Origin of the sequence: Streptomyces sp. NPDC057445 (genome assembly GCF_042802855.1) — a bacterium.
Classification (GTDB): Bacteria; Actinomycetota; Actinomycetes; order Streptomycetales; family Streptomycetaceae; genus Streptomyces.
In genome coordinates this window covers 480,621-504,461 of record NZ_JBHVDH010000002.1, presented here as the reverse complement: position 1 = coordinate 504,461, position 23,841 = coordinate 480,621, and the positions used below count along the sequence as shown (strand labels likewise).

24 protein-coding genes and 1 riboswitch are annotated in these 23,841 nt (G+C 71.4%); of the genes, 12 read left to right on the top strand and 12 right to left on the bottom strand.

The window, feature by feature from the left end; translation table 11 throughout:
* Positions 1-98 precede the first annotated feature (98 nt).
* Entirely contained in the window at positions 99-1,295 is a 1,197-nt protein-coding gene (locus ACFU5O_RS07110) for an acyl-CoA dehydrogenase family protein (RefSeq protein ID WP_384237376.1), read from the top strand.
* Between the two features lie 109 nt (positions 1,296-1,404).
* On the opposite strand, the gene ACFU5O_RS07105 is transcribed toward ACFU5O_RS07110, so the two are convergent.
* From ACFU5O_RS07105 to ACFU5O_RS07080, 6 genes are all read right to left on the bottom strand, one after another.
* Positions 1,405-1,980, bottom strand: a complete 576-nt coding sequence (locus ACFU5O_RS07105) for a GAF domain-containing protein (RefSeq protein WP_384237374.1) — start codon at positions 1,978-1,980, stop codon at positions 1,405-1,407.
* The gene (locus tag ACFU5O_RS07100; protein WP_384237373.1) at positions 1,977-2,660 is read right to left on the bottom strand and encodes an ATP/GTP-binding protein; all 684 of its coding nucleotides are present in this window, start codon (positions 2,658-2,660) and stop codon (positions 1,977-1,979) included. Before ACFU5O_RS07100 ends, ACFU5O_RS07105 begins: the two co-directional genes overlap by 4 nt.
* Positions 2,638-3,012 carry a DUF742 domain-containing protein gene (locus ACFU5O_RS07095; RefSeq protein WP_384237371.1) on the bottom strand — a complete coding sequence of 125 codons (375 nt, stop codon included), beginning with the start codon at positions 3,010-3,012 and terminating at the stop codon, positions 2,638-2,640. Before ACFU5O_RS07095 ends, ACFU5O_RS07100 begins: the two co-directional genes overlap by 23 nt.
* Positions 3,013-3,014: 2 nt before the next feature.
* Complete coding sequence (locus ACFU5O_RS07090) at positions 3,015-3,449, bottom strand: roadblock/LC7 domain-containing protein (protein ID WP_384237369.1); 435 nt, start codon at positions 3,447-3,449, stop codon at positions 3,015-3,017.
* A gap of 7 nt (positions 3,450-3,456) precedes the next feature.
* Positions 3,457-5,244, bottom strand: a complete 1,788-nt coding sequence (locus tag ACFU5O_RS07085) for a sensor histidine kinase (protein WP_384237367.1) — start codon at positions 5,242-5,244, stop codon at positions 3,457-3,459.
* A 920-nt stretch (positions 5,245-6,164) separates the two neighbouring features.
* Positions 6,165-7,436, bottom strand: coding sequence for an MBL fold metallo-hydrolase (locus ACFU5O_RS07080; protein WP_384237365.1), 1,272 nt, complete (start codon positions 7,434-7,436; stop codon positions 6,165-6,167).
* A 263-nt stretch (positions 7,437-7,699) separates the two neighbouring features.
* Here ACFU5O_RS07080 and ACFU5O_RS07075 point away from each other — a divergent pair, with 263 nt between their 5' ends.
* From ACFU5O_RS07075 to ACFU5O_RS07055, 5 genes are all read left to right on the top strand, one after another.
* Entirely contained in the window at positions 7,700-8,287 is a 588-nt protein-coding gene (locus ACFU5O_RS07075) for a carboxymuconolactone decarboxylase family protein (protein WP_384237362.1), read from the top strand.
* A 98-nt stretch (positions 8,288-8,385) separates the two neighbouring features.
* A complete protein-coding gene (locus ACFU5O_RS07070) occupies positions 8,386-9,675 on the top strand; it encodes a Glu/Leu/Phe/Val dehydrogenase dimerization domain-containing protein (protein WP_384237360.1) in 1,290 nt (429 codons plus the stop codon).
* Between the two features lie 168 nt (positions 9,676-9,843).
* Positions 9,844-11,028, top strand: coding sequence for an amidase (locus tag ACFU5O_RS07065; protein WP_384237358.1), 1,185 nt, complete (start codon positions 9,844-9,846; stop codon positions 11,026-11,028).
* A gap of 4 nt (positions 11,029-11,032) precedes the next feature.
* Positions 11,033-11,653 (top strand): TetR/AcrR family transcriptional regulator, encoded by a 621-nt coding sequence (locus ACFU5O_RS07060; RefSeq protein WP_384237355.1) that lies wholly within the window; start codon positions 11,033-11,035, stop codon positions 11,651-11,653.
* A gap of 14 nt (positions 11,654-11,667) precedes the next feature.
* Positions 11,668-12,600 (top strand): carbohydrate kinase family protein, encoded by a 933-nt coding sequence (locus tag ACFU5O_RS07055; RefSeq protein WP_384237353.1) that lies wholly within the window; start codon positions 11,668-11,670, stop codon positions 12,598-12,600.
* On the opposite strand, the gene ACFU5O_RS07050 is transcribed toward ACFU5O_RS07055, so the two are convergent.
* Complete coding sequence (locus ACFU5O_RS07050) at positions 12,591-13,628, bottom strand: DUF6745 domain-containing protein (protein WP_384237351.1); 1,038 nt, start codon at positions 13,626-13,628, stop codon at positions 12,591-12,593. The two genes, ACFU5O_RS07055 and ACFU5O_RS07050, sit on opposite strands and share 10 nt — an antisense overlap.
* Before the next feature lie 58 nt (positions 13,629-13,686).
* Positions 13,687-14,013, bottom strand: a complete 327-nt coding sequence (locus ACFU5O_RS07045; RefSeq protein ID WP_384237349.1) for a hypothetical protein — start codon at positions 14,011-14,013, stop codon at positions 13,687-13,689.
* 191 nt (positions 14,014-14,204) lie between these two features.
* Here ACFU5O_RS07045 and ACFU5O_RS07040 point away from each other — a divergent pair, with 191 nt between their 5' ends.
* Genes ACFU5O_RS07040 through ACFU5O_RS07020 form a run of 5 tightly spaced genes read left to right on the top strand, consistent with a single transcriptional unit; the run spans position 14,205 to position 19,404 of the window.
* The gene (locus ACFU5O_RS07040; RefSeq protein ID WP_384237347.1) at positions 14,205-15,158 is read left to right on the top strand and encodes an STM4015 family protein; all 954 of its coding nucleotides are present in this window, start codon (positions 14,205-14,207) and stop codon (positions 15,156-15,158) included.
* Entirely contained in the window at positions 15,155-16,312 is a 1,158-nt protein-coding gene (locus ACFU5O_RS07035; protein WP_384237345.1) for an STM4014 family protein, read from the top strand. Before ACFU5O_RS07040 ends, ACFU5O_RS07035 begins: the two co-directional genes overlap by 4 nt.
* A gap of 5 nt (positions 16,313-16,317) precedes the next feature.
* Positions 16,318-17,166 (top strand): STM4013/SEN3800 family hydrolase, encoded by an 849-nt coding sequence (locus ACFU5O_RS07030; RefSeq protein WP_384237791.1) that lies wholly within the window; start codon positions 16,318-16,320, stop codon positions 17,164-17,166.
* The gene (locus tag ACFU5O_RS07025) at positions 17,163-18,482 is read left to right on the top strand and encodes an STM4012 family radical SAM protein (RefSeq protein WP_384237343.1); all 1,320 of its coding nucleotides are present in this window, start codon (positions 17,163-17,165) and stop codon (positions 18,480-18,482) included. Before ACFU5O_RS07030 ends, ACFU5O_RS07025 begins: the two co-directional genes overlap by 4 nt.
* Before the next feature lie 13 nt (positions 18,483-18,495).
* Positions 18,496-19,404 carry an STM4011 family radical SAM protein gene (locus tag ACFU5O_RS07020; protein ID WP_384237340.1) on the top strand — a complete coding sequence of 303 codons (909 nt, stop codon included), beginning with the start codon at positions 18,496-18,498 and terminating at the stop codon, positions 19,402-19,404.
* Here ACFU5O_RS07020 and ACFU5O_RS07015 read toward each other — a convergent pair.
* Together ACFU5O_RS07015 and ACFU5O_RS07010 are read right to left on the bottom strand one after the other, a co-directional pair.
* Positions 19,365-20,156 (bottom strand): SGNH/GDSL hydrolase family protein, encoded by a 792-nt coding sequence (locus tag ACFU5O_RS07015; protein WP_384237337.1) that lies wholly within the window; start codon positions 20,154-20,156, stop codon positions 19,365-19,367. The genes ACFU5O_RS07020 and ACFU5O_RS07015 overlap by 40 nt on opposite strands.
* 177 nt (positions 20,157-20,333) lie before the next feature.
* On the bottom strand, positions 20,334-21,365 hold the full coding sequence (locus ACFU5O_RS07010; protein ID WP_384237334.1) for a peptidoglycan DD-metalloendopeptidase family protein: 1,032 nt from the start codon (positions 21,363-21,365) through the stop codon (positions 20,334-20,336).
* A 4-nt stretch (positions 21,366-21,369) separates the two neighbouring features.
* Positions 21,370-21,526: riboswitch (cyclic di-AMP (ydaO/yuaA leader) on the bottom strand.
* A 677-nt stretch (positions 21,527-22,203) separates the two neighbouring features.
* On the opposite strand from ACFU5O_RS07010, the gene ACFU5O_RS07005 reads away from it, so the two are divergent.
* On the top strand, positions 22,204-23,019 hold the full coding sequence (locus ACFU5O_RS07005; protein ID WP_384237332.1) for a tyrosine-protein phosphatase: 816 nt from the start codon (positions 22,204-22,206) through the stop codon (positions 23,017-23,019).
* Between the two features lie 16 nt (positions 23,020-23,035).
* On the opposite strand, the gene ACFU5O_RS07000 is transcribed toward ACFU5O_RS07005, so the two are convergent.
* Both ACFU5O_RS07000 and ACFU5O_RS06995 read right to left on the bottom strand, forming a co-directional pair.
* Positions 23,036-23,182 (bottom strand): DUF6126 family protein, encoded by a 147-nt coding sequence (locus ACFU5O_RS07000; protein ID WP_384237329.1) that lies wholly within the window; start codon positions 23,180-23,182, stop codon positions 23,036-23,038.
* Positions 23,183-23,193: 11 nt separating this feature from the next.
* On the bottom strand, positions 23,194-23,829 hold the full coding sequence (locus tag ACFU5O_RS06995) for a helix-turn-helix domain-containing protein (protein ID WP_384237326.1): 636 nt from the start codon (positions 23,827-23,829) through the stop codon (positions 23,194-23,196).
* Between the last annotated feature and the right edge of the window lie 12 nt (positions 23,830-23,841).

Below are 23,841 nucleotides of genomic sequence, written 5' to 3'. Positions count from 1 at the left end.
CACCATGAGGTGGTCGGCCTGTACGGGACGAGACCACGCCGATGCACCACCTGCTCGAACACAGGCGCGAGCAGGCGTTGCACAGAGGAGGGCTCGCGGTGGATGGGTACTTCGCCACTCGAATGCATCATCAGCTCCGGGAGCGGGTCCGGCACTTCGCGGAGAGCGAGGTCCGTTCGCGGGTTCCCGCCATGGAGGCGGCGCGCACGGTCCACCGCGAGCTGTCCCGGCTGATCGCCCGGCAGGGCTGGCTCGGAGCGACGATCGGCAAGGCCCACGGCGGTATGGGCGCCGGTCATCTCGCCAAGACCATCATCATCGAGGAACTGTCCCGGGTCAGCGGCGCCATGGGAGCCATGGTGCAGGCCTCCCAGCTGGGCGCTGCCAAAATCGTCCACTTCGGCAGCGAGGAGCAGAAGAAGACCTGGCTTCCGGCCATCGCCGCCGGTGACTGTCTCCCCACGATCGCGGTCACCGAGGCCGAGTCGGGCGGACATGTGCTGGGGATGAGCGCCACCGCCGTGCGCGACGGCGACGACTACGTCATCAATGGCCGAAAAGTCTATGTCGGCAACAGTCACGTCGGCGATCTCCATGGGGTTGTGGTGCGCACAGGGCCGGGGTCGGGCGGCCTCACCGCCTTTCTCGTCGAGTCCGGCCGCCCAGGGTGCCGAATAGGCGAACAGAAGCCGACGATGGGCCTGCACGGCTTCAGCTTCGGGGAGCTGCACTTCGACAACTGCCGGGTCCCGGTGGACAACCGGCTCGGTGAGGAGGGCGACGGCCTCGCGGTCGCGTACTCCTCCAGCGTCCTGTACGGACGGGCCAACCTCACCGCCGTCTCCCTCGGGCTCCACCAGGCGATCGTGGAGGAGACCACCCTCTTCTGCGCCGAACGCCACCGTTACGGCAAGCCGCTGCACGAACTCCCCTCCGTCAGGCTGAAGTTGGGGCAGCTTCAGTCGCGGCTGATGACGGCTCGGCTCGCCGCCTACCACGCCGTGCATCTGCTGGACCAGGGCCTGCCCTGCGATGCCGAGCTGATGAACGCGAAGCTGGTCAACGTCGAATCGGCACTCGACTCGGCACGGAACGCGATGGAGATCCATGCTGCCGCGGGCCTGTTCACCGAGCGTCCCATCGAGCGCTATATGCGGGACGCGCACCACATCTTCGCGCCCGCCGGCACCTCCGACATCCAGCTGTTACGCCTCGCAGAGGTGGCGCTGGGCACCGCGAAGGGCCAGTGGTCCGAGCGGCTTTCCGGGGTGACGCGGCTGGAGCCCTCGCTTTGACGGGCGCGTACGCCCCTGTGCGGAGCGCCGCCGCGCGCACCGGCCGACACGTGTGACGCCCCGGAAGCCGCTGGGCCTCCGGGGCGTCACTCGGCCGGGGAGGCCGTCGTCACAGTCCCCCGTCCTCGCGGCGGTGGATCTGCTCGACGAGCTCCGCCGCGAGCGACTTGATGGTCTCCAGACCCGCCCGCCCCCAGGGCCTCGGCTCCGTGTCCACGACACAGATCGTGCCCAGTGCGATGCCCGTACGGTCGATCAGCGGCGCCCCGAGATACGACCGGATACCGATCTCGTCGACAACGGGGTTCCCGGCGAACCTCGGGTAGTCGCAGACGTCCTCCAGGACGAGCGCCTTGCGCCGGACCACGACATGCGGGCAGTAGCCGTGGTCACGCGCCATGAAGCGGCTCACGTCGCCGCCGGCCGAGGCCGCCGCAGCGTCGAGATCGGGGCCCGAGTGAGTACCCGCGGGTGTGTGCAGTCCGGCGAAGAACTGCTGATTCTCGTCGATGAAGTTGACCATCGAGTAGGGGGCCCGGGTCACTTCGGCGAGCCTGTGGGCGAACTCGTCGAAGGCCTGATCGGGCCGCTCGCCCAGACCCAGCTGGCGCAGCCGCTGCACCCGTGCGGGCGCCTCGCGGTCGACGGGGGTGAGCAGCAGATGGCCGGTCGGGTCGTACGTCATGAGTGTGCTCCGTAGCTCGGCGCCGGTGCCGGTGCCGGGGTGGTGGCCAGCAGATGCTGGACCAGGGTGACCAGGGTGCGTATCCCGGAACCGGGGACACGGGCGTCGCACAGCACGACCGGCACCTCCGGTTTGAGATCGATCGCGGCCCGCACCTCCTCCGGCTCGTAGCGGTATGCGCCGTCGAACTCGTTGACGGCGACGACGAACCCGATGCCCCGCCGTTCGAAGAAGTCGACGGCGGAGAAGGAGTTCTCCAGGCGGCGGGTGTCGGCCAGGACGACGGCGCCGAGTGCTCCCTCCGAGAGCTCGTCCCACATGAACCAGAAGCGCTCCTGGCCGGGCGTGCCGAACAGATAGAGCACATTGCGGTCGTCGAGGGTGATTCGGCCGAAGTCCATGGCCACGGTCGTGGTGGTCTTGGACTCGACCCCCTCGAGGCTGTCGGTCGCCGCGCTGACCGTCGTCAGCAGCTCTTCCGTGTTCAGCGGCTCGATCTCGCTGACCGCACCCACGAAGGTCGTCTTGCCCACCCCGAAACCGCCGGCGACCAGAACCTTCAGGGCGCTGGGGAAAGGGTCGGCAGCAGAGCGGCCGGCGTCGATGCGGGCTCCGGAGTCGGCGCGCAAGTCGCGGGATCCGGGCTCGTCGCGGGGTTCAGAGCCGTCGTCGTAGGCCATCGAGCACTGCCTCCAGCAAGGAACGGTCGGTAGGGGTCTCCTGGAAGCGGGGCGCCCGTGCGGTGACCGCCCCGCAGTCCACGAGATCGGAGAGGAGCACCTTGGTGACGACCGCCGGGAGCCGTAAATGCGCAGCGATCTCCGCCACCGAGGTGGGCCCGTCGCACAGGCCGAGCGCCATGGCGTGCTCCGGCCCCAGATAGGCCCCCGGAGGGACGGCACCGGTGGCCATCACCAGGGAGAGCAGATCCAGCGCGGCCGTCGGACGGGTGCGACCGCCGCTCACCGTGTACGGGCGGATGAGACGGCCGGCCGCGTCGTCGACCCATGGCCCGTCCTTGGGGGCCGGCACGATCAGTGCCCCGTGGTGCTCGGCGCTCCGGCCGGCTGTCTCGCCGGGGTGACCAGATACGGCCTGACGCTCTTGACCAGCATCGCCATCTCGTAGCCGAGAACCGCGGCGTCCGCCTCACGGCCCGCGAGGACGGCGAGACAGGTGCCGGAACCGGCCGTGGAGACGAAGAGCAGCGTGGAGTCGAGTTCGACCACCACCTGGCGGACCTCCCCGCCGTCGCCGAACCGGGTACCTGCGCTACGGCCGAGCGAGTACAGCCCCGAGGCCAGCGCGGCCATGTGGTCGGCGCTGTCGGTGTCGAGGCCGTGCACGGATTTCACCAGTCCGTCGGAGGAGAGCAGAACCGCGTTGCGGGTGTACGGCACTCGCTGGACCAAGCCGCTGAGCAGCCAGTCGAGATCCGAGGAATGGCCGTTCGGCGCATCGCTCGTCATGGTGCATCTACTCCTTGTGGGTGTCGTCCTGCTGATGCGGTTCTTGGGAGGTCGCGGCCGGGGGCTGGGACTCGGCGAGACCGATTCCTCTCTGGAACGCCGCCATCAGGCCGGGGTCGTGGAGCGTGGGCTCCTCGGCCCTCCGCGGGGCGGGTTCGTCGCGCAGCTGGGGCACGAGGTGCTCCTGGGCACGGCGCTTGGGGAGCGTGGGCCGGCCCATGGTGCCGCGGACCCCCGGGGGCTGCTCCCCGGTGACCGCGTACGTGGCCGTGGGCTGCGCGGGGCGCTCGGTGTGCTCGCCCCGTACCGGAAGTGCGCCGTGGCCCGTACCGTCCGTGGACGGGGGCTGGTGAGGGATACCGGGCCCGGTCGTGACGTAGGTGAGCGAACGCTGCGGGCCGGTGTGTTTCACCTCGCCCGCGGGGTGCGGCAGGGGTGCCTGCGGGGGCGCCGGGGCCTGAGCCGGGGCGGCGACGGGGCGAGGCCGGGCCGGGGTGTGCTCCTGAGGGTGGCCGGCAGCGTGTCGGGCGGGTTCTTCCGTACCGGAGAGACCGCCCGGCTCCGCGCCGAGCAGCCCCTGCGGCAGGACGAGCACGGCCTGGACGCCGCCGTAGATGTTGGACTGGAGGCGGACCGCGATGCCGTGCCTGCGGGCGAGCGCGGAGACCACGAACAGGCCGATGCGGCCGTCCTGCAGCATATGGGCCACATTGACCTGATCGGGGTCGGCGAGCAGGGCGTTCATCTTGTTCTGCTCGCCGACCGGCATGCCGAGGCCCCGGTCCTCGACCTCGATGGCGAGGCCCGCGGTGACCCGGGAGGCCCGAAGCAGGACTTGAGTGTGCGGCGCGGAGAACAGCGTGGCGTTCTCGACCAGTTCGGCGAGGAGGTGGATGACGTCGGCGACGGCGTGACCGCGCAGGGTGCCGTCGATCGGCGGCACGAGCTTGACCCTGGGATACTGCTCGACCTCGGCGATCGACGAGCGCAGGACCTCGGTCATGGTCACCGGGTTCGACCACTGACGCCGGGCGATGGCTCCGCCGAGGACCGCCAGGTTCTCGGCGTGCCGGCGGATGCGGGTGGCGAGGTGATCGACGTGGAAGAGTCCCTTCAGCAGCTCGGGGTCCTCGACCTCGTTCTCCAGCTCGTCCAGCAGCTGGATCTCCCGGTGCACGAGCGACTGCAGCCGGCGGGCCAGGTTGACGAAGACCTCGACCTTCTGTTCGTTGCCGACGCTGCTGGACAGGCGGGACGCCTGGACCACCGCGTTCACCGCGGCGTCGTAGGACCGCGTCAGCTCATGCGCGAGCAGGTCGAACTCGTCCCCGGCGGGGGCGGGGAGCGGGGCGTCACGGCGGGCCTGCGGGCGCTCACCGCGCCGCAGGCCCTCCACCACGCCCCGCAGATCGGCCTGACCGCGCGCCGTCGACCGGCGCAGGGCGTGGCAGCGGTCCAGCACGGACCTCGCGGCGCGATCGGCACCCACTGCTGCCGCCGCCACTGCCGCGACGGACAGGGTCGCGGAGCCGGCGAGCGCCATCCAGAGCGCCGCCGACGGCGGGGCATCGGTGGAACGGATCGTGAAGAGCACCGCGGCCGCACCGCTGATCGAGGAGACGACGGTCGGCAGGATCGCGGTGCGCAGCAGTTGAGGTCGTACACGGGATTCCGGCGACGACGGTGCGGGTCGCTGCCTGGCCGCGGCGGCGGACGAGGAGCGGGAGCCTGACCGGCCGTGCCGTCCGCCCTCGCGGCGGTCCGGCCGCGCGGCGGGTGCGCGAAGTTGAGACATCAGCGTCCTTGGTACGTGGCCCGGGAATCGGAGTACCGATCGGTGTACTCATCGGCATACTGCGGGTGTTCAGCTCCGGCTCAGCGGCAGGGCACGCCAAGGCCGGTGAGCCCACCGTTGATCACCGGACACTCACGGTAGTCGTCAACCGTTCATGTCCGGCGGGCAGTTGACAAACTTGCCCGTAGAGCGTCCCGCTCTGGTATGAGGCCTCGTACGGCAGCGCGATAACGCCGCGTTGACCTCGGCCGGCCGCCACGGGGCGCTGCGCGGGCGGTGCGGGTCGCTGCGCGCACGGGCGTGGCTGGGTTGTCGCGGTTGGCCGGGACCGTGACCGCGGCCCGTGTGTCCGTCCTCAATCGCCGGACGGGCTTGGTGTGCGGGCCGGTGCCGTGACCGCGGCCCGTGTGTCCGTCCTCAAACGCCGGACAGGCTGTGGGTGCCGGGGCGGGGCCCCTCCGGGCTCGACTCCTCGGGGACGGCGGCGTACCGCCGACCTCGTAGGCAGCCAGTAGTCCCGCCGTCCCCTGCGGGGCCGACCCTGCACGGCCCCGCCCCGGCAGCGTTGCCGACTGCTCCCCGGTGGATGGTTCAGCCGACACACGGCGATCGGCCCACCACCCCCGGCCCCGAGGGGGGCCGTGGAGGGGTCGTGTCCGGGACACTAAAGCGTGATTTGTGGCGCGGCGCGGGCGTCGCCGATGTGGTGCCGGTCAGCGCGCCGTAAATCATGCCGTCCCGGATGCGAGCCCCGGAACGGCCCCCAACGTCAACCAACAGGCCCGGGCCGACCCCGACAACCCAGCCCGTTGGGGGTCCCCCCGGACGAAGTCTGGGGGAGATTGAGGACGGACACACCGGCCGCAGTCACGGCACCGCCCACCACACCCCGAACCGCCCGCGCACGCGAACCCGTGGCACTACGCCGTCGGCGCCGCCTCGGGGGCACCCGTCCCGGCACCGGGCACGGCACCGGCACCCGAGCCCGGCACCGCGCCGGCGCTCACCTCGTCGCCACCGCCCGCACCCGACAACGCGCCTCCGGCCCGTACGGACGCGGAGACGGGGGCGGGGGCAGGGGCGACCGCCCGCCACCACGGCGCCGACGGAACGTCCTCGGTCGTGGGCTCGAAGGGCTCACCGGGCAGCGGCAGCGCGACGCGCGCGCCGACTTCGGCGGCAGTCGATATCGCGCCCTCGCCGGGCTCCACCCAGGGGTGCGGCGCCAGATTGAACGTGGCCCAGTGGATGGGCAGCATCACTCCGGTCGGCCGGCCGCCCTGCAGATCGAGGTGCGCACGCATGCCCTCGGCCGGGGTCATGTGGATGTCCGGCCAGTACTCGCTGTAGGCACCGATCTGGATCATCGTCGCGTCGAAGGGTCCGTGCGCGGCACCGATCTCCTCGAAGCCAGGGAAGTAGCCGGTGTCCCCGCTGTGGTAGATCCGGTGGCCGGACGGGCCCTCGACCACCCAGGAGGCCCAGAGCGTGTGCTGCTGGTTGCGCAGGCCCCGGCCGCAGAAGTGGCGGGCCGGGGTGGCGGTCAGCCTCAGCCCCGCCACCTCCGTCGACTCGGTCCAGTCCAGCTCACGCAGGCGCCCCTCGGAGACGCCCCACCGCTCGAGATGGGCCCCGACACCGAGCGGCACCGCGAAGACGGTGTCCGTGGACGCGAGCTCGCGGATCGTGGGCAGGTCGAGGTGGTCGTAGTGGTCGTGGGAGATCACGACGACGTCGACCGGCCCGAGCGAGGCGAGCGGCAGCGGGACGGGATGCAGGCGCTTGGGCCCGGCGAAGGCGAAGGGCGAGCAGCGCGCGCCCCACACCGGGTCGAAGAGCACCCGGCGGCCGTCGACCTCTGCGAGGACGCTGGAGTGGCCCATCCAGGTGAGCCGCAGCCCGGAGGCCGGTGGCCTGGCCAGGTCGGCGAGCGTGGTGGGGTGCAGCGGCACGGGGGCGGCAGGGGTGCGGAGCCTGCGCGCCTCCTTCTGGAAGTAGATCTTCGCGAACTCGATCGTGGAGCCGGACGGCCTGGTCCTGGCCCCGAGCGGGTTCTGGAACACCCCGTCGGCGAAGTTCGGCGACCGGCGGATCCGCTCCATGCGCTCCCCGGCGGGGTCGGCCCCGAAGGCTGCCGGCCGCAGCGACCGCAGCCTGGAGCGCAGCGAATGCGGGGATGCGTCGCCGGTCACGGGGCCTCCTGATGTTCGGGTCTTCTCATTATGGGCGCGGGGTACGACAGTGCGGGAACGCAAAGGTGAAGCGGGTGGTTCCCGCGTGCCTCCCGGGAGAGCCGCACCAACGGGCCGGAGCAGGCCACGGGGAGAGCCCTGAGCAGGCCTTCAGCGCGCCCCGGGGCCCCGGCCCGCAAGGCCGGGGCGGCGAATGTCACATCCCGGCGGCGGGATCCGTCGTACGTGTGTCAGGACGAAACGCGACACCGGAGGAGCCCGTCATGACCCGCATCTCCCTCACCCCGCCCCGCACCCTCTTCTACCGCGCGACGGAGTGGTACTCGAAGCGCGCGTACAAGGAGGTCCTCGACCCCGCGAAGGCACTCGGCCACAATTCCCGCGTCCTGCGCGCGGACCTCCGCTTCGAGCAGGCGATAGCCAAGTGGAAGGCACTGGACCCGGACCTGAAGGCACTGGCCGTGATGGCCACGGCGGCCTCGATCGGCTGCAGCTGGTGCATGGACTTCGGCTACTGGGTCAGTACGCGGGAGGGAATGGACGCGCGCAAGCTGCAGGACGTGCCCGCATGGCGTAACAGTGACGTGTACACACCACTGGAGCGGGACGTCATGGAGTACGCGGAGGCGATGACCGCGAACCCGCCGGAGGTCACCGACGAACTCGCCGCACGGCTGCTCGGGGCGCTCGGCGAGGCCGCATTCGTCGAGCTGACCGCGATGGTGGCGGTGGAGAATCTGCGCTCGCGGATCAACTCCGCGCTCGGGCTGACCAGCCAGGGCTTCAAGGACCACTGCGAGGTGCCGCAGCGGCCCGCAACGGCTTCGGAGGGGCGGGCCCCGGTCGGCTGAACAGCCGTTCGCCGGCGGGTACGGCCACACGTTGACATGGCTGCGTCGGCTCCTGATACTGACCGACGGTTCAGTTCGTTGCCGTGCCAGGAGGCCCCATGTCCGAGTTGGACACCCCGATGACCTGCCCTTCGACGGCAGCCCGCGCGGGTCACCGGGAGCCGCGGAAGTCCTCGCCCTCCACGATCAGTCCGGCCACCAGCAGCGGCCCCTTGATCTCACTGAGCTGGACGGACCATGTGACCGGCCACCAGGGCCATCTCGTCGTCGACCGGCTCGTGCGCGGGGTGGCCAGCGGCGGCCTGCGGATGCGCGAGGGCTGCACCCTGGACGAGGTGGCCGGGCTGGCGCGGGGCATGACCATGAAGGAGGCCCTGCACTACGACGTCGACGACCCGGCGGTCCGGTACATCCCGCTCGGCGGCGCGAAGGGCGGCATCGACTGCGATCCGCAGGATCCCGAGGCGTACGGCGTCCTCGTCCGCTATATGCGCGCCATGCGCCCGTACATCGAGAACATGTGGACCACCGGCGAGGATCTCGGCCTCACCCAGGATCTCGTCGACAGGGCGGCTGCCGAGGCCGGGCTCATTTCGTCCGTGCAGGCCGTGTACCCGCTCCTCGACGACGAGGCGGCGGCGCGGCAGCGGCTGGCCGACGCGTTCGCCGTCGAGATCGACGGCATCGGCCTCGACGAGCTGGTCGGCGGCTGTGGCGTCGCCGAGTCGCTGCTCGCCGCGCTCGACCGGACGGGCACCCCGCGCGCGGGCACACGGGTCTCCGTCCAGGGACTCGGCACGATGGGCGGGGCCACCGCCCGCTTCCTGTCCCGGGCCGGTCTGAAGGTCGTCGCCGTGGCCGACATCAAGGGCACGATCGCCAATCCGGACGGCCTGGACGTGGAGGCACTGCTGGCCGCGCGCGACGCCTTCGGGACGGTGGACCGGGCGGCGCTGCGGCCCGCCGATACCGAGCTGCCCGGCGACGCATGGCTGGCCGCCGACGCGGAGGTGCTGGTACCGGCCGCGGTCTCCTACGCCGTGGACACCACCAATGAGGCGAGTGTCCGTGCACGCTGGATCGTCGAGGCCGCCAATATGCCGGTCCTGCCCGAGGCCGAGGAACTGCTCGCGGCGCGCGGGATCACGGTACTGCCGGATGTCGTCGTGAACTCCGGTACGAACGCATGGTGGTGGTGGACCCTCTTCGGGGACATCGGCGCCGACGCCGACGAGGCGTTCGCCTACACGCGCCGGGCGATGCGCGCACTGATCGACCAGATGCTCGCGCGCGCCGAGGCGGACGGTACGACCCCGCGAGCGGCTGCTCACGCGATCGTCGCCGACCGGCTGCCGGTGATCGCGGAACGCTTCGGCTGGTACAGCTGAAGAGGCACGGATGAGCGCGTCCGGTATCGCTGCCGCCGCGCAGCCGGGGCACGGATGAGCGCGTCCGGTGTCGCTGCCGCCGCGCAGCCGGGGCACGGCGGGGCGATCGCCCACGACGCCCACCGCATGCTTCGATGAGGGCCGTCGCTCGGAGTCAGGGAGGGCCCCATGGGGTCGGCGGACAAGGCGGTGTGGCGGGAGCGGGGTGAACCGCTGGTCGCCGGATCCGGGACCGGGCCCCTGCGCGGGCTGCGGCTGGCGGTCAAGGACGTGCACGCCGTCGCGGGGCACCGACGGGGAGCCGGCAACCCCGCCCGGCTCGCAGAGGCCGAGCCGGAGGCAGCCCACTCCTGGGCCGTCGGGGCCTTGCTCCGGTCGGGTGCGGACGTGACCGGCATCGCACAGACCGATGAGTTCGCGTACAGCCTCAACGGGACGAACGCGCACTACGGGACCCCGCCCAACCCGGCGGCGCCCGGTCGCGTTCCCGGCGGTTCCTCCAGTGGCCCCGCGGCCGCGGTGGCACTCGGCGAGGCCGACGCCGGGCTCGGCAGCGACACCGCCGGATCCATCCGGGTGCCCTCGTCGTACTGCGGTCTGTACGGTCTGCGGCCGACTCACGGCGCCGTGCTCACGACCGGCATGCTGCCGCTCGCGCCGTCCTTCGACACCGTCGCCTGGCTCGCGCGCGACGCGGAGACCCTGGCGCGGGTCGGCGATGTGCTGCTTCCCGCCGCCGATGGTCCCGCCGCCGGACCTCCGTTCCGTACGGCTCTGGTGTCCGGCGCCCTCGTCGCCCTCGCCGGCCAGGGCGTACAGGAGGCATTCCCACGGGCGGCGGCGGAACTGGCCTGGCAAGCCGGTCTTCGGCTCGTGGAACTGCCGTCCCCCGGTATCGATCCGGTGGCTCTCGCAGCTGCCTTCGCCACGGCCCAGGGCGCCGAGGCATGGGAGTGCGACGGAGGCTGGGTGAGCGCCCACCCCGGCGCGCTGGGACCGGGGATCGCCGCCCGCTTCGCGCGGGCGTCCGCGGTCACGGCGGAGCGGCGTGCCACCGCGGAAGAGGAGGTCCACCGGGCCGGCCGGGCCCTGCGCGCGAACCTTCCGCAGGACGCGGTGCTCCTTCTGCCCGCCACGGGCGGCCCCGCACCGCGGATCGACGAGTCTCCCGGCCGCAAGGCCGCTCTCCGGGAGGCGACCTTCCGCCTCACCTGTCCGGCGAGCACCGCGGGGCTTCCCAGCCTGGTGCTGCCGCGGATGTCGGTCGACGGGCTGCCTGCCGGTCTGGCCGTGGTCGCGGGTCACGGGTCGGACCGACGGCTGCTGGAGCTCGCACAGGCGTGTGTAGGGTGACCCGGTGGTGAGAGTCCGGTTGAGTGTGGCGCAGCGACAGGAGGAACTCCTGCGTGCCGCCGTGGAGCAGATCGAGGCCCGTGGCGTGACCGCCGTGCGGATCGCGGACGTCGCCTCCGCCCTCGGCGTGAGCAATGCCCTGGTGCTGTACCACTTCTCCACCAAGGAGAAGCTCGTCGCCGCCGCGTTCGCGTACGCCGCGGAGGGCGACCTGGCCCATCTGCGCAAACTCCTCGGCCGCCGGACCACCGCGGTGCGCCGGCTGCGGGCGGCGGTCCGCTGGTACGCACCGACGGGACAGGCCAAGGGCTGGCGCCTGTGGATAGAGGGCTGGGCGGCCGCGCTGCGGGAGCCCGCGCTGCGCGAGGTGGCCCGGGCCCTGGACCAGCAGTGGAAGTCGGAGCTGACCGCGGTCATCGCGGAAGGCGCCGCTGCCGGTGAGTTCCGGTGCGAGGACCCGGCCTCTGCGGCCTGGCGGCTGACGGCCCTGCTGGACGGGCTGGCGGTGCAGATGACGTCGTACGCCGGTTCACTCAGCCGGGCAGCGATGCTGGCGTGGACGGACGAGGCCCTCGCCCGCGAACTGGGGCTCGACCAAGGGGCGCTGACCCGGCAGAGTGCGTAATGCACCGAAGGCTCATGGGAGGGGAAGCGGTGTCGGCGCAGCCTACGGATCGTCCGGACCCTGACGTATTGGTGATCGGCGGCAGCGGGGTGGACACGGTCGTCCGCGTCGGCTCGCTGCCGGCACCGTTCGCGGACTCGGTCGGGGTCCCCCCGATCACCGAGTGGCCCGGGCACACCGGAGGCAATGTGGCCCTCGGCTGCCGGGCTCTCGGCCTGGGGGTCACCTTCCTCGACTTCATCGGAGACGACCGGCCCGGACTGCAGGTCCGTGAACTGCTCGCGGACGGCGACGTGGACTTCGAGCACCTGATATCGCCGTCCGGCACACGGCGCGCGGTGAACCTCGTCGACCCTGCCGGGCGCAGGATGTCCTTCTACGACGCCCGCGATCCCGGCGATCTGCGGATGCCGCGCGATTTCTACCTCCCCCATCTGCGGCGGGCCCGCCATGTCCATCTGTCGATCATGAACTTCGCCCGCTTCCTCTACGACGACATCGCCGAGCTCGGCGTCCCCGTCTCGACGGACCTCCACGACTGGGACGGAGCGGACGACCACCACAGGGAGTTCGCGCTCCGTTCCGACGTGGTGTTCCTGAGCGCGGCGCGCGCCGGGGAGCGGATCGCGTCGGTGATGCGGGAGATCTTGCGCGAGGGGCGGGCCGAGGCCGTGATCGCGACGGCCGGCGCCGGCGGCTCCTATCTGATGACGCGCGACGGCGGCCGTACGCCGCGCCCCGTTCCGGCGACGGTGCCGCCCACGCCGGTGGTGGACTCCAACGGCGCGGGGGACGCGTACGTCTGCGGCTTTCTCTACGGACGCCTCGCCGGGCGCCCCGTCGAGGACTGCGCCCGGCTCGGCGCGGTGGCCGGGGCCTACGCCTGCACGGGCAGGGGCAGTTCTGCCCTGATCGGGGCGGAAGAGCTGGCGGCGGCTCAGGTCTGACGCAGCGGTTCGTACGCCGAGGCGTCGAGTCCGAACGTCCAGGCGACCCCTTCCTTCGCGGTGCGAGTGGTGGGTGGCACCCGAAGCCAGTACGTCTTGTGCGTACCGTCCGGCTCGGGCGTGGAGTTGAGGACCTCGACCATCACGACGTCCTCGTCGTCGGCGAGGGCGATGCGCCACAGCACGCCCGTCTCGTCGCGGTGCACGGGCCGTGCGTCCGACTCCGAGAGATAGCGGTCGTAGCCGTAGAACTCGAGCATGACACGGCGAAGTTCGGCGTTCTCCTCGCCGCGGATGCGCTCGGGGGTCAGCGCGGAGAGCCCGTCGAGGAACTCGGCGGGCACGGGCATCCCGCGCCAGGCGTGCAGCGCGAAACCGTCGGCGAACGCGAGGGCCGGTCCGTCGCCGCGGTCGAGCCGTCCCGCCTCGTCCCGGTGCAGTTCGACGGGCCGCTCGCACATCACCACGGTCTTCTCGAACGGCCACCACCAGCCCGTCTGCTCGGCGACCCTGCCGAGGCCCTCGAGCCGCGTGCTGTGCCCGTCGAAGGCGGCGAGCCAGGGAGCGTCGTGCTGGCCTTGCACCGCGTCCAGCAGCACGAGCCGGACGGCCTTCCGCTCGGTGGCCGCCTCTTCCGCGTCCCCGTCGGCAAGCGCCGCTGCCTCATCGGCGAGCGCGTCCGCGACACCGCTGCGTATCCGCTCGGCAAGAGCCCGCGTGTTGTCCCAGAGAGGTGCGCCGGTCCTCCCCCAGTGCTCGGTCCAGCCCGCCGGGCCCAGTTGGTCGTGCAGCCGTCGGCGTTCGTCCGCCCAGGGACCGGTCCTCACTTCGTCCCGCACAGAACGCCCCGCGCCGTCGAGGGCCCGCACGGCCGCGACGGCGGCCTTGGGCGAGTCGGTCCAGACGAAACGCCCTGGCTCCTCGAGTCCCGCCGTGCGGTAGGCGAGCCGGACGCCTTCCTCCGCGGCGGCCCGGTCCGCCGGGCCCGTCGCCGCCGCCACGGCCCGCCACTTGTCCACGTACTGCATCTGTTGCCCCGCTCCCGGTTTCCGTTCCGATGTCCCCGTTGCCGACCGCTGTGCGTCGTCAGTCCGCGACGATCCGCACCGCGCCCGGTGCGTACTCCCGCTGGCGCACCACCTGGTACCAGCCCTTGGGCAGCGCGATCGGCGCGTGCTCCTCGTGCACCAGCCGCCCGCCCTCGGGCAGATGGAGCAGCATCGGCCCGAAGGCCCCCGTCCCGCGGATGAGGCGTCCCGGCGCCGCCAGCGCATGGGCGTGTCCGGTGACCTCGCCGAGCGCCAGCACGAGCCGGCCACGGCCGTCCCTCGGCTCGCCCCGCGCGTCCACGACATGCGCCGGAACGGCATCCTCCGTGACGGGCACGATCAGCACGTCTCCCTGCCGGTACATGGCTCTCCCCTCCACGGCCGGCACAGCGTGCGCCGGACCCGACTCCGAAACTAGGGGGAGGGTCTGACAATCGGTCTCCGACGGCCGCACGCCCGGTACCGCCCGACCCCGCGGCGGCGGTGTCAGTGCGCCTTGGTAGAACTTGCCTGCACATCAGCCGTTCAAAGCCGTCCGGTGTCTGGAGCCTCGTCATGACCATTTCGGGCCATATGCAGGAGTTTCACGGCCTGCCTGCTTTCGACTTCCCCGGCGCCGACGCGAAGGCCGACGGGTTGCCCGAGGCGGCCTCCGTCGCCTGGCGGATCACCGTCGACGCGTACGAGAGCGAGGAGGAGTGGGAGGCGGCCTTCGCCCGCTTCACCGCCGCGGTCGACACCTCGAAGGTCCGGGCGCTGATCGTCGGCGCATGGAGCGATGTGTACGACAGCGGTCCCGACGAGGTCGTGTCCGCGCTGCTCGCCGCGCGGGACCGGCTGCCGGAGCTGCGTGCCCTGTTCGTCGGTGACATCACCTTCGAGGAGTGCGAGGTCTCCTGGATCAACCAGGGGAACATGACACCGCTGCTCGATGCCTTCCCCGAGCTGGTGGAGTTCGGTGTGCGGGGCGGATCGGGCCTGGTGTTCGACGCCGTGCGGCACGAGAAGCTGCGCACACTCCGGGTGGAGACGGGCGGCCTGCCGGTCCAGGTGGTCCGGGGCGTCGCCGCGAGCGAACTGCCCTCACTGGAGCACCTCGACCTCTGGCTGGGCGTCTCCGAGTACGGCGGCGACGCCGAACTCACCGATCTGGAGCCGTTCCTCGCGGGCGGCCGGCTGCCGCGGCTCAGGCATCTCGCGCTGCGCAACAGCGAGATCCAGGACGAGATCGCCTCCGCCGTCGCCGGTGCCCCCGTCGTCGCCCGGCTCGAGACACTGGACCTGTCGATGGGCACGCTCGGCGACGAAGGCGCGGCGGCGCTCCTCGACGGCCAGCCGCTCACCCACCTCAAGAGCCTGGATCTGCACCACCACTTCATCAGCGAGCCCATGCGCGAGCGCATACGCCGGGCACTGGAGCCCGCCGGGGTGACGGTCGACCTCGACGACGTCCAGGAACCGTGGGACGACGACGAGGAAAGCGGCCGCTTCACCGCGGTGGCGGAGTGACACCGGCCGTTCCGCTGCGTTTCGCCGTCGTCGGCAACCCCGAGAACCGCCGTGTCGCGTTCTTCCGCGAGGCCGTGCGCGCGGCGGGGCTGCCCGCCGCGCGGGCGGTCCCGTGGCTCGACGTGCTACGGAACCGTGCCCGGTTTCTGCCGGGCGAGTTGGTCCGTATCGACTCGCCCGGTGAGAACGCCGAGGTCGACCATCTGCTGCGCGGGGTCCGGGACCCGTCCCGGGTCGAGGGCACCGGCCGCTGGTACGCACGGTTCACCCGGGCCGTGAGGGACGTGGCCCGTGCCGTGCGCGAATCGGGTGGCACGCTCCTGGACGAGCCCGACGACATCGCCGTGCTGTTCGACAAGCGGCTCTGCCATGAGCGCCTCGCCGCGGCCGGTGTGGCGGTGCCGCCGTCGCCGACATCGGGAGCCGCGGCCCCGGTCGTGCGCGGCTGGGACGACGTCCGGTCACACCTCGCCCGGCCGGAGTTCCGCAGGGCGTTCGTGAAGCTCGCCCATGGCTCGTCGGCCTCGGGCGTGCTCGCCGTCGAAGCGGCTGCCGACGGGCGGATCCGGGCGGTCACCCCGGTCGAACGTACCCCGGACGGGCGGCTGTTCAACTCCCTGCGCCTGCGCCGCTACACATCGGAGTCCGAGGTCGCCGCGATCGTCGACTCGCTCGCGCCCGACGGACTGCACATCGAGCGCTGGCTGCCGAAGGCCGTCCAGCACGGCAGGGCCACGGATCTGAGGGTGGTGGTCGTCGCGGGCAGGGCCACCCATGCCGTCGTGCGGACGAGCCGCTCCCCGCTGACCAATCTGCATCTCGGCGGCGAGCGGGGCGACCTGGCCGGGACGGCCGCCGCCGTGCGGGCGGCGGGCCACAGCTGGAGCGACGATGTGCTCGGCCTCTGCGAACGGGCGGCGGCCCGGTTCCCGGGGACGCTGTGCGTCGGCGTCGATCTGCTTCCCGCCACCGCCTGGCGGCGGTTCGCCGTCGGCGAGGTCAATGCGTTCGGTGATCTGCTGCCGCGCCTCACCGGGTTGCCGGGCAGCGGCGCCGAGGGCCTCGACACCTATGCGGCGCAGGTCGCCGCCGCCATCCGTACGTACCACGAGGAACCACCATGTGCCCGACCCCTCCCCCTGCCGCAGGCATGACCGACATGCCGGCGGTCGTCGGCAGGGACGATCTGCTGCTCGTCACTCTCGACACGCTCCGGTTCGATGTCGCCGCGGAGCTCGCGGCAGCCGGCCGGATACCCCATCTGGCCCGCCATCTCCCCGGCGGGGTCTGGGAGAAGCGTCATGCTCCGGGCAGTTTCACCTACGCCTCCCACCAGGCGATCTTCGCCGGGTTCCTGCCGACTCCCGCCGCTCCGGGCCCCCATCCACGGCTGTTCGCCGCGCGGTTCGCGGGCAGTGAGACCACCGCGGACGGCACGTTCGTCTACGACACCCCGGATCTGGTCGGCGGACTGGCGCAGGCCGGGTACCGGACGGTGTGCGTCGGCGGGGTAGGTTTCTTCAACCGGCAGGGGCCCCTCGGCTCCGTGCTGCCCGGTCTGTTCCAGGAGAGCCACTGGGAGCCGGAGTTCGGCGTGACCTCCCCGACCTCGTTCGAGGCCCAGGTGGACCGTGCCGAGGAGGTGGTCGCGGGGCTGCCCGACGAGCAGCGGCTGTTCCTCTTCGTCAATGTCGCCGCCCTGCACCAGCCCAACTGGTTCCATCTGCCCGGTGCCACACGCGAGGCGGGCGATTCCCGCGAGACGCACGCCGCAGCCCTGGAGTACGTGGACCGGCACATCGGCCGGCTCTTCACCGCGGCGAGCAGCAGACGCCGGTGCTTCACCATCGTCTGCTCCGACCACGGCACGGCGTACGGCGACGACGGCTACACCGGCCACCGGCTCGGCCACGAGGTCGTCTGGACGGTTCCGTACGCGCAGTTCTTCCTCCCGGGCCCCGGCGCGGCGGTCCTCACGGACCATGGCTCGCCGGAGGGCGCCCGATGAGCTCGATCCGCCCGTACCAGAGCTATGTGTACGCCTATCCGCACAAGACCGCCTACCGCCCGCTCGGCGACCGCCCCTCACTCCGTGAGCTGTGGGCCGGGGAGAGCAAGGACGCGCTCTCGCTCTATCTGCACATACCGTTCTGCGAGGTGCGCTGCGGCTTCTGCAACCTCTTCACCCGCATCGGCGCGCCCGACGAGCTGACCACGCGCTATCTCGACGCGCTGGAGCGTCAGGCGGTCGCGGTCCGGGACGCCCTCGGGGACGCGGCGCCGGTGCGGTTCGCCACGGCGGCCTTCGGCGGTGGCACACCCACGTTCCTGACCGCCGCCGAGCTGGAGCGGCTGTGCGACATCGCAGAGAAGCGCATGGGCGCGGACCTGAGCGCGGTGCCGCTCTCCGTGGAGACGTCCCCGGCGACGGCGACCGCCGATCGGCTCGGTGTGCTCGTGCGGCGCGGCGCGACCCGGCTGAGCATAGGTGTCCAGAGCTTCATCGACGACGAGGCGAGGGCGGCGGTCCGCCCCCAGCGTCGCTCCGACGTCGAGGCCGCGCTGGGCCGGATCCGTGACGCCGGAGTCCCTGTCCTCAACATCGACCTGATCTACGGCATCGACGGCCAGACGGCGGCGACCTGGCGGCGCTCGCTCGACGCGGCGCTCGCGTGGCGGCCCGAGGAGCTCTATCTGTACCCCCTCTACGTGCGGCCGCTGACGGGCCTCGGCCGTCTCGCGGCGGACAGCGACGCGGCGTGGGACGGCCGGCGCCTCACGCTGTACCGCCAGGGCCGTGACCATCTTCTCGCTCACGGCTACGAGCAGCTTTCGATGCGGATGTTCCGCCGCGCCGACGCGCCGCCGCAGGGCGCGGACGACTACGCCTGCCAGACGGACGGAATGATCGGCCTCGGCTGCGGAGCCCGCTCGTACACCTCTCGCCTGCACTACTCCTTCGACTACGCGGTCGACATGCGCCAGATACGCACGATCATCGACGACTACACAGAGGCCGAGGACTTCACACGGGCGGAGGTGGGCCGCCGGGTCGACGGGGAGGAGGCGCGCCGTCGCCATCTGCTCCAATCGCTGCTGCAGGCGGGGGGAATGTGCACGGCGGAGTACGAAGCTCGGTTCGGCAGGAGGCCGGCCGACGACTTCGCGGCCGAGCTCGCGGCATTCGCCGGGCGCGGCTGGCTGGAGGAGGCGGACGGACTGCTGCGGCTGACATCGGAGGGCCTCGCCCACTCGGACGCCCTCGGCCCCGAGCTCTTCTCCCCCGCCGTACGGGCCGCGATGGCCGCGTACGAGCTGAAGTGAGGGGCGCGCACAGATGGATCTGACCGTGCTGTACCGGGGCCGGCTCGCCTCCTGCGACTACGACTGCCCGTACTGTCCGTTCGCCAAGCGCCGCGACAGCCGGGAGCAGCTGCGTGCGGACCGGGAGGCGCTGGAGCGGTTCGCCGGCTGGGCGGCGGGGCAGACCGACGACCGGCTGTCGGTGCTGTTCACGCCGTGGGGCGAGGGCCTTGTGCGTTCCTGGTACCGGCGTGCCCTGGTGGAGCTGTCCCTGCTGCCGCACGTCCGCCGGGTCGCCATCCAGACCAATCTCAGCTGCCGGACCGACTGGCTCGCGGACGCGGACGCGGACACGCTGGCGCTGTGGTGCACGTACCACCCCGGCCAGACGCCGTACGACCGATTCCTCGGCAAATGCCGCGAACTCGTGGGCCGAGGAGTCCGGTTCAGTGTCGGAGTCGTCGGCTTCGACGAACATCTGGAGCAGGCCCGCCGGCTGCGTGACGATCTCCCGCCGCATGTCTACCTGTGGGTGAACGCGGCGGAAGGGCGTACGTACACGGACGAGGAAGCCGCTCGCTGGACGGCACTCGACCCGCTCTTCCCCTACAGCCGCCACCCGCACCGATCGGCGGGGCTGCCGTGCCGGACGGGCGAGTCGGTGATCTCGGTGGACGGTGAGGGGACGGTACGGCGCTGCCATTTCGTGCGGGCCGAGCTGGGCAATCTCTACGACGGCTCGTTCCGGGCGGCACTGCGGCCGCGCCCCTGCCCTCTCGCCGTGTGCGACTGCCACATCGGCTATGTCCATCTGGAGTCGCTGCCGCTGTACGACGTGTTCGCGGGCGGGGTCCTGGAGCGGATCCCCGCCGCTTCGCAGTACCGGCCCGGCGGGCCCGGCACTCAGAGCGGGAGCAGATCCGGACGCTTCGGCTCCACATGATCGCCGGAGGATTCGCCCCGCAGCCGTCGGCCGATCCACGGCACGAGGTGCTCCCGCGCCCACTGGATGTCGTCACGCCGGACGTCGAACGTGCCGCGCGGCGGCAGCGGCGGCCACGGCTGGTCGGGGTCGGCGGGCACCTCGATGCCGAGCACCTGCGCGGCGCGCAGCGCGACTCGGGTGTGGCCCTCGGGCGAGAGATGGAGCCGGTCGCCGTCCCACGCTCGTCTGTCCTGGACGGACTTGAGCGACCACAGGTCGAGGACGGGGCAGTTGTGGCGGTCGGCGATGGCACGCACATGCGCGGTGTATGTGGCGATCTTGCCGCGCAGATGACGGAGCACGGGCACGCCCCGGGTGTCGAAGCCGGTCGTCACCATGACGGTGCCGACGGCACCGGCAAGGTCGGCGACGGCTCGTTCGAAGCGCTCGGCGACATCGTCCGGGTCGGTGCCGGGACGGATGATGTCGTTGCCTCCCGCGCAGAACGTCACCAGGTCGGGTGCGAGTTCCTTCGCCCGCGGGACCTGCTCCTCCACGATCTGGTCGAGGAGTCGTCCGCGTACGGCGAGATTGGCGTAACGGAACGTGTGCTCCGGTACACGGTCGTCGAGAAGGACCGCAAGGCGGTCCGCCCAGCCCACGAACTGTCCCTCTGGTCCAGGGTCTCCGACGCCCTCGGTGAAGCTGTCACCGATCGCCGCGTACGACCCGAATGCGCCATGTGCTCTTGATCTCGAATCGTCTGCCACGTCGAGACATCATTCACCGGGTGAAGTGACCTACGCCACCGTAGGGAGGGGTTGACGTGGCGTGACATAGACCACCTGGTCAGGTTCTCGCAAAGTGGGAATACGGCGGAACACAGACGTCCGCCACCCCCTCCGTCAGGAAAAGGGGCGGCGGACGTCACTGACGTTACGTCAGCTTCAGATCGACACGCCGTGCTGCCGGAGATAGGCCAGCGGGTCGATGTCCGAGCCGTAGCCCGGTCCGGTGCGGATCTCGAAGTGCAGGTGCGGGCCGGTGGAGTTGCCGGTGGAGCCGGAGAGGCCGATCTGCTCGCCGCCGCGAACGCTCTGGCCGGACGAGATCGAGAGCGAGGAAAGGTGGGCGTACTGCGAGTAGGTGCCGTCGGTGTGCTGGATGACGACCTGGTTGCCGTAGGCGCCGGCCCATCCGGCCGAGACCACGGTGCCCGGGCCCACGGACTTGACCGAGGTACCGACGGAGGCGATGAAGTCGAGACCGGTGTGGTAACCACTGGACCACATGGCACCGGGGGTTCTGTAGGCGGTGCTGATGCTGCCGGTGACCGGAGCGGTGTAGTCGGTGACCTTGCTCGGCGCGGCGGGAGCTGCGGCCGGCGCGGCGGGAGCTGCGGCCGGGGCCGCGGCGGGGGCGGGGGCAGCAGCCGCACCCGAGCCGGGACGGGAGGCGGCGGGCCCGGCGGCGGCCGCAGCACGCTCGGCCGAGCGGGACGAACGCTCCTCCTTGGCCGGAGCAGCGGCCTCCTTGGCCGGAGCAGCGGCCTTCTTCGCCGGAGCAGCGGCCTTGCGCTCCGCCGGGGCCTTCGACTCGGGCTTGCCGCCGATCGTGAGCTTGAGCCCCGGGTGGATCAGTGACGGGTTCTCACCGACGGCCTCGCGATTGTCGGCATACAGCTTCTTCCAACCGCCGTCGAGGTCCTGCTCGGCCGCGATCTTCGAGAGGTAGTCACCGGCGACGACCGTGTAGCTCTTGGGCGCCTTCGGAGCCTTGGGCGTCTGCGGGGCGACGGCCCCCTGGGCGACGGAGGCGACATGACCGGAGGTCACGGCGGGAGCGGACTTCTCCACAGCGTGCGCACCGGCGGTGCCGATGAGCGGGAGTGCGATGGCGGCGCCACCCGTACCGGCGGCGACGAATCCGCGCGTGAACGGGCTGGTCCTCGGACGGCGGTGCTTACCCTTTCCGGGCATGGCGAATTCCTCTCCGGCGCCTGCGAGGTGAGCTGTCGGGTTCGGGCTGGAGATGCCCGGCCGCGCATGCGCGACTTCACCCCTAGCCGTCCGGTACTCCCGGCCGGCGGACTTACCTGGGTCCCCCGCTCCTGCCACACGTGGATGGGTGCGATATTCCGGACGGCGGCAGGATTGGGCGATCCGACCGGATTGCGGTGACCGTAAGCGAGCCGGACCGAGGGGAACAAGCCACCTCATTCGGTCGGCATTCGCCCGCCCGATATCAACACGGAATTTCCGGTCACACTCCGTGGATTCGGGATCTTCGATGTCCTTACGGACAAGGGGAATTGACCGCGGCACACGGCAACAGAACGTCACGAATATGATCCCGCTCACTGCGCGGAGGCCATCTCCCTTGTTACCGGGGCGCGTTATGCGAAAACAGTCAATACGGACAGAAGGGCCATTAGAGACTCATGCCGACAATCTCTAACTTCGCGGATGGAACGCAGCGATCACACATTCCGTCGCCGCAGCCAGGCACCACCGCGTCGAGATCACCCCGGAGCTCCGTGTCCGTTCCGTGATGCAGCAGCAAGGTCGCAGCGGAGTCGTCCCGCAGCCGGTGATGGAGGTCGAGCGCAAGAGCGTGAACGGGACCAGGGAAGGGCGGCCACAGCCCGGAGCAGCGTGCACAGCGGCTCCCCTGCCGGACAGAACCCGGATACGCCCCCACCGACCGCGCTCCCAGAGCCGCAGGAACCGAGATGATTGCCTGAGGAATCAATGTCGTATGGTCAGGATCGCGCCACTGTCGGCGAGCAGTGCCGACCGCAGACACGGAGGAGTCCCCGTGACGCAGCAGCTGCCCCAGGTCCCCTCGACCGAACCTGAGCTCTCCGGCGTGCGCAACTTCCGGGACGTCGGCGGACTGCCGACGGTGGACGGGCGCCAGGTGCGGTACGGCCGGCTCTTCCGCAGCGGTCACCTCGCGCACGCCACCGACAGCGACGCCGCCTTCCTCGCGTCGCTCGGGCTCCACACGATCTTCGACTTCCGCAATGCCGCCGACCACGGGCTGGAGGGCCCGGACGTCGAGCTGCCCGGGGTGCGGAACGTGAACATCCCGCTCAGTGATCCCGCCGACGGCGCGGAGTTCTGGGGGATGGTCCGCGACGGCAACCTCGACCAGCTGAAGTCGATCCTCGCCGACGGCAAGGCGGCCGGCCGCATGTCCGCCTCGTACCGGGTGATGATCAAACACCGCACGGCCGAGCACAGCCGGGTCCTGCACGCGCTGGCGGAGGACAGCGTTCCGGCGCTGATGCACTGTGCGGCCGGCAAGGACCGCGCGGGTCTCTCGATCGCCATCTCGCTGCTCGCGGTGGGGGTGGAGCGGGATGCCATCGAGGCCGACTACCTGAAGTCGAACGACCCGCACCGGCGCTACAAGGTGCGCCGCAGCGACTCCTCCCCCGCGGGGATGTCTCCGGAGGTCATGGAGCTGCTGAGCCCGCTCTTCGACGCCCGGTCCGAGTACCTCGCGGCGGCGTTCGCCACCATCGAGGAGACCTGGGGCAGCACCGAGCGCTACCTCTCCGAGGGACTCGGCGTCTCGTCCGAGACACGCGAGCGGCTGCGCGAGCGGCTGCTGGACGGCTCGGTCTGAGCCCCGCAGCCGCCGGTCAGCTGCCTCCGACGGTGAACAGCAGGTAGAGGAAGGCCGCGAACAGGTGGCCCGCGACCAGATAGGCGAACAGCCGGACGATCAGTCCGACGGGAAACGTCTGCTCCTGGTTCGCGTCGTTCTTCGATGACGGCTTCTTCGGCATGGCCAGTCTCCTCAAGCGTGCGGGTGGGCGTGCGGGTCGGGGCTCTGCAGCAGGGTGTGGACGAAGAGCAGCTCGACCCCACCCGGTGCGACCGCGGCGATACGGTGCGGCGTCAGCGAGTCGAAGTGGGCGCTGTCCCCGGGTTCGAGTTCGTGCACTGTCTCGCCCAGGCCGAGCCGCAGCCGGCCTTCGAGTACGTACAGCCACTCCTCGCCGGGATGGACCCTCACCAGGTCCCCCTGGCCCCCGGCCCCGTGGGGCACCCGGACCCGCAGGGCCTGCATGGCGCGCCCACGGCCACCGGCCTGCTGGTAGGTCCAGCCGTCGGCGGCTGCGTGGCCCGTCCGGTCGCCGCGAATGATCGCGTCGCGTTCCGGATGCAGCTCGCCGAGCAGCTCCCCGACCGTCGTACCGTAGATCCTGGCGAGGGTGAGCAGCATGGGCAGCGACGGCTGCCGGTTGCCGGTCTCCAGCCGGGAGAGATGGGCAGGCGACAGACCGGCGCGCTGCGCCGCGGCCTCAAGGGTGAGGCCCTGTCGACGGCGCAGTTCACGCAGCCGGGGCGCGACCTCGGGCAGTTCGTCGACCGCCTTCGCGGCGGGCTCCTGGCGGTGCGGCCCGGAAGACTGTCCGGCAGAAAGGCTCATGCCGCTATTGGG

Coding starts and splice junctions, on each gene's coding strand:
- ACFU5O_RS07040 (WP_384237347.1), top strand. CDS start 14,205: ATGACCATTTCGGGCCATATGCAGGAGTTTCACGGCCTGCCTGCTTTC.
- ACFU5O_RS07065 (WP_384237358.1), top strand. CDS start 9,844: ATGGGGTCGGCGGACAAGGCGGTGTGGCGGGAGCGGGGTGAACCGCTG.
- ACFU5O_RS07085 (WP_384237367.1), bottom strand. CDS start 5,244: ATGTCTCAACTTCGCGCACCCGCCGCGCGGCCGGACCGCCGCGAGGGC.
- ACFU5O_RS07075 (WP_384237362.1), top strand. CDS start 7,700: ATGACCCGCATCTCCCTCACCCCGCCCCGCACCCTCTTCTACCGCGCG.
- ACFU5O_RS07050 (WP_384237351.1), bottom strand. CDS start 13,628: ATGCAGTACGTGGACAAGTGGCGGGCCGTGGCGGCGGCGACGGGCCCG.
- ACFU5O_RS07070 (WP_384237360.1), top strand. CDS start 8,386: ATGTCCGAGTTGGACACCCCGATGACCTGCCCTTCGACGGCAGCCCGC.
- ACFU5O_RS07090 (WP_384237369.1), bottom strand. CDS start 3,449: ATGACGAGCGATGCGCCGAACGGCCATTCCTCGGATCTCGACTGGCTG.
- ACFU5O_RS07030 (WP_384237791.1), top strand. CDS start 16,318: ATGCCGGCGGTCGTCGGCAGGGACGATCTGCTGCTCGTCACTCTCGAC.
- ACFU5O_RS06995 (WP_384237326.1), bottom strand. CDS start 23,829: ATGAGCCTTTCTGCCGGACAGTCTTCCGGGCCGCACCGCCAGGAGCCC.
- ACFU5O_RS07020 (WP_384237340.1), top strand. CDS start 18,496: ATGGATCTGACCGTGCTGTACCGGGGCCGGCTCGCCTCCTGCGACTAC.
- ACFU5O_RS07105 (WP_384237374.1), bottom strand. CDS start 1,980: ATGACGTACGACCCGACCGGCCATCTGCTGCTCACCCCCGTCGACCGC.
- ACFU5O_RS07100 (WP_384237373.1), bottom strand. CDS start 2,660: ATGGCCTACGACGACGGCTCTGAACCCCGCGACGAGCCCGGATCCCGC.
- ACFU5O_RS07045 (WP_384237349.1), bottom strand. CDS start 14,013: ATGTACCGGCAGGGAGACGTGCTGATCGTGCCCGTCACGGAGGATGCC.
- ACFU5O_RS07055 (WP_384237353.1), top strand. CDS start 11,668: ATGGGAGGGGAAGCGGTGTCGGCGCAGCCTACGGATCGTCCGGACCCT.
- ACFU5O_RS07000 (WP_384237329.1), bottom strand. CDS start 23,182: ATGCCGAAGAAGCCGTCATCGAAGAACGACGCGAACCAGGAGCAGACG.
- ACFU5O_RS07010 (WP_384237334.1), bottom strand. CDS start 21,365: ATGCCCGGAAAGGGTAAGCACCGCCGTCCGAGGACCAGCCCGTTCACG.
- ACFU5O_RS07025 (WP_384237343.1), top strand. CDS start 17,163: ATGAGCTCGATCCGCCCGTACCAGAGCTATGTGTACGCCTATCCGCAC.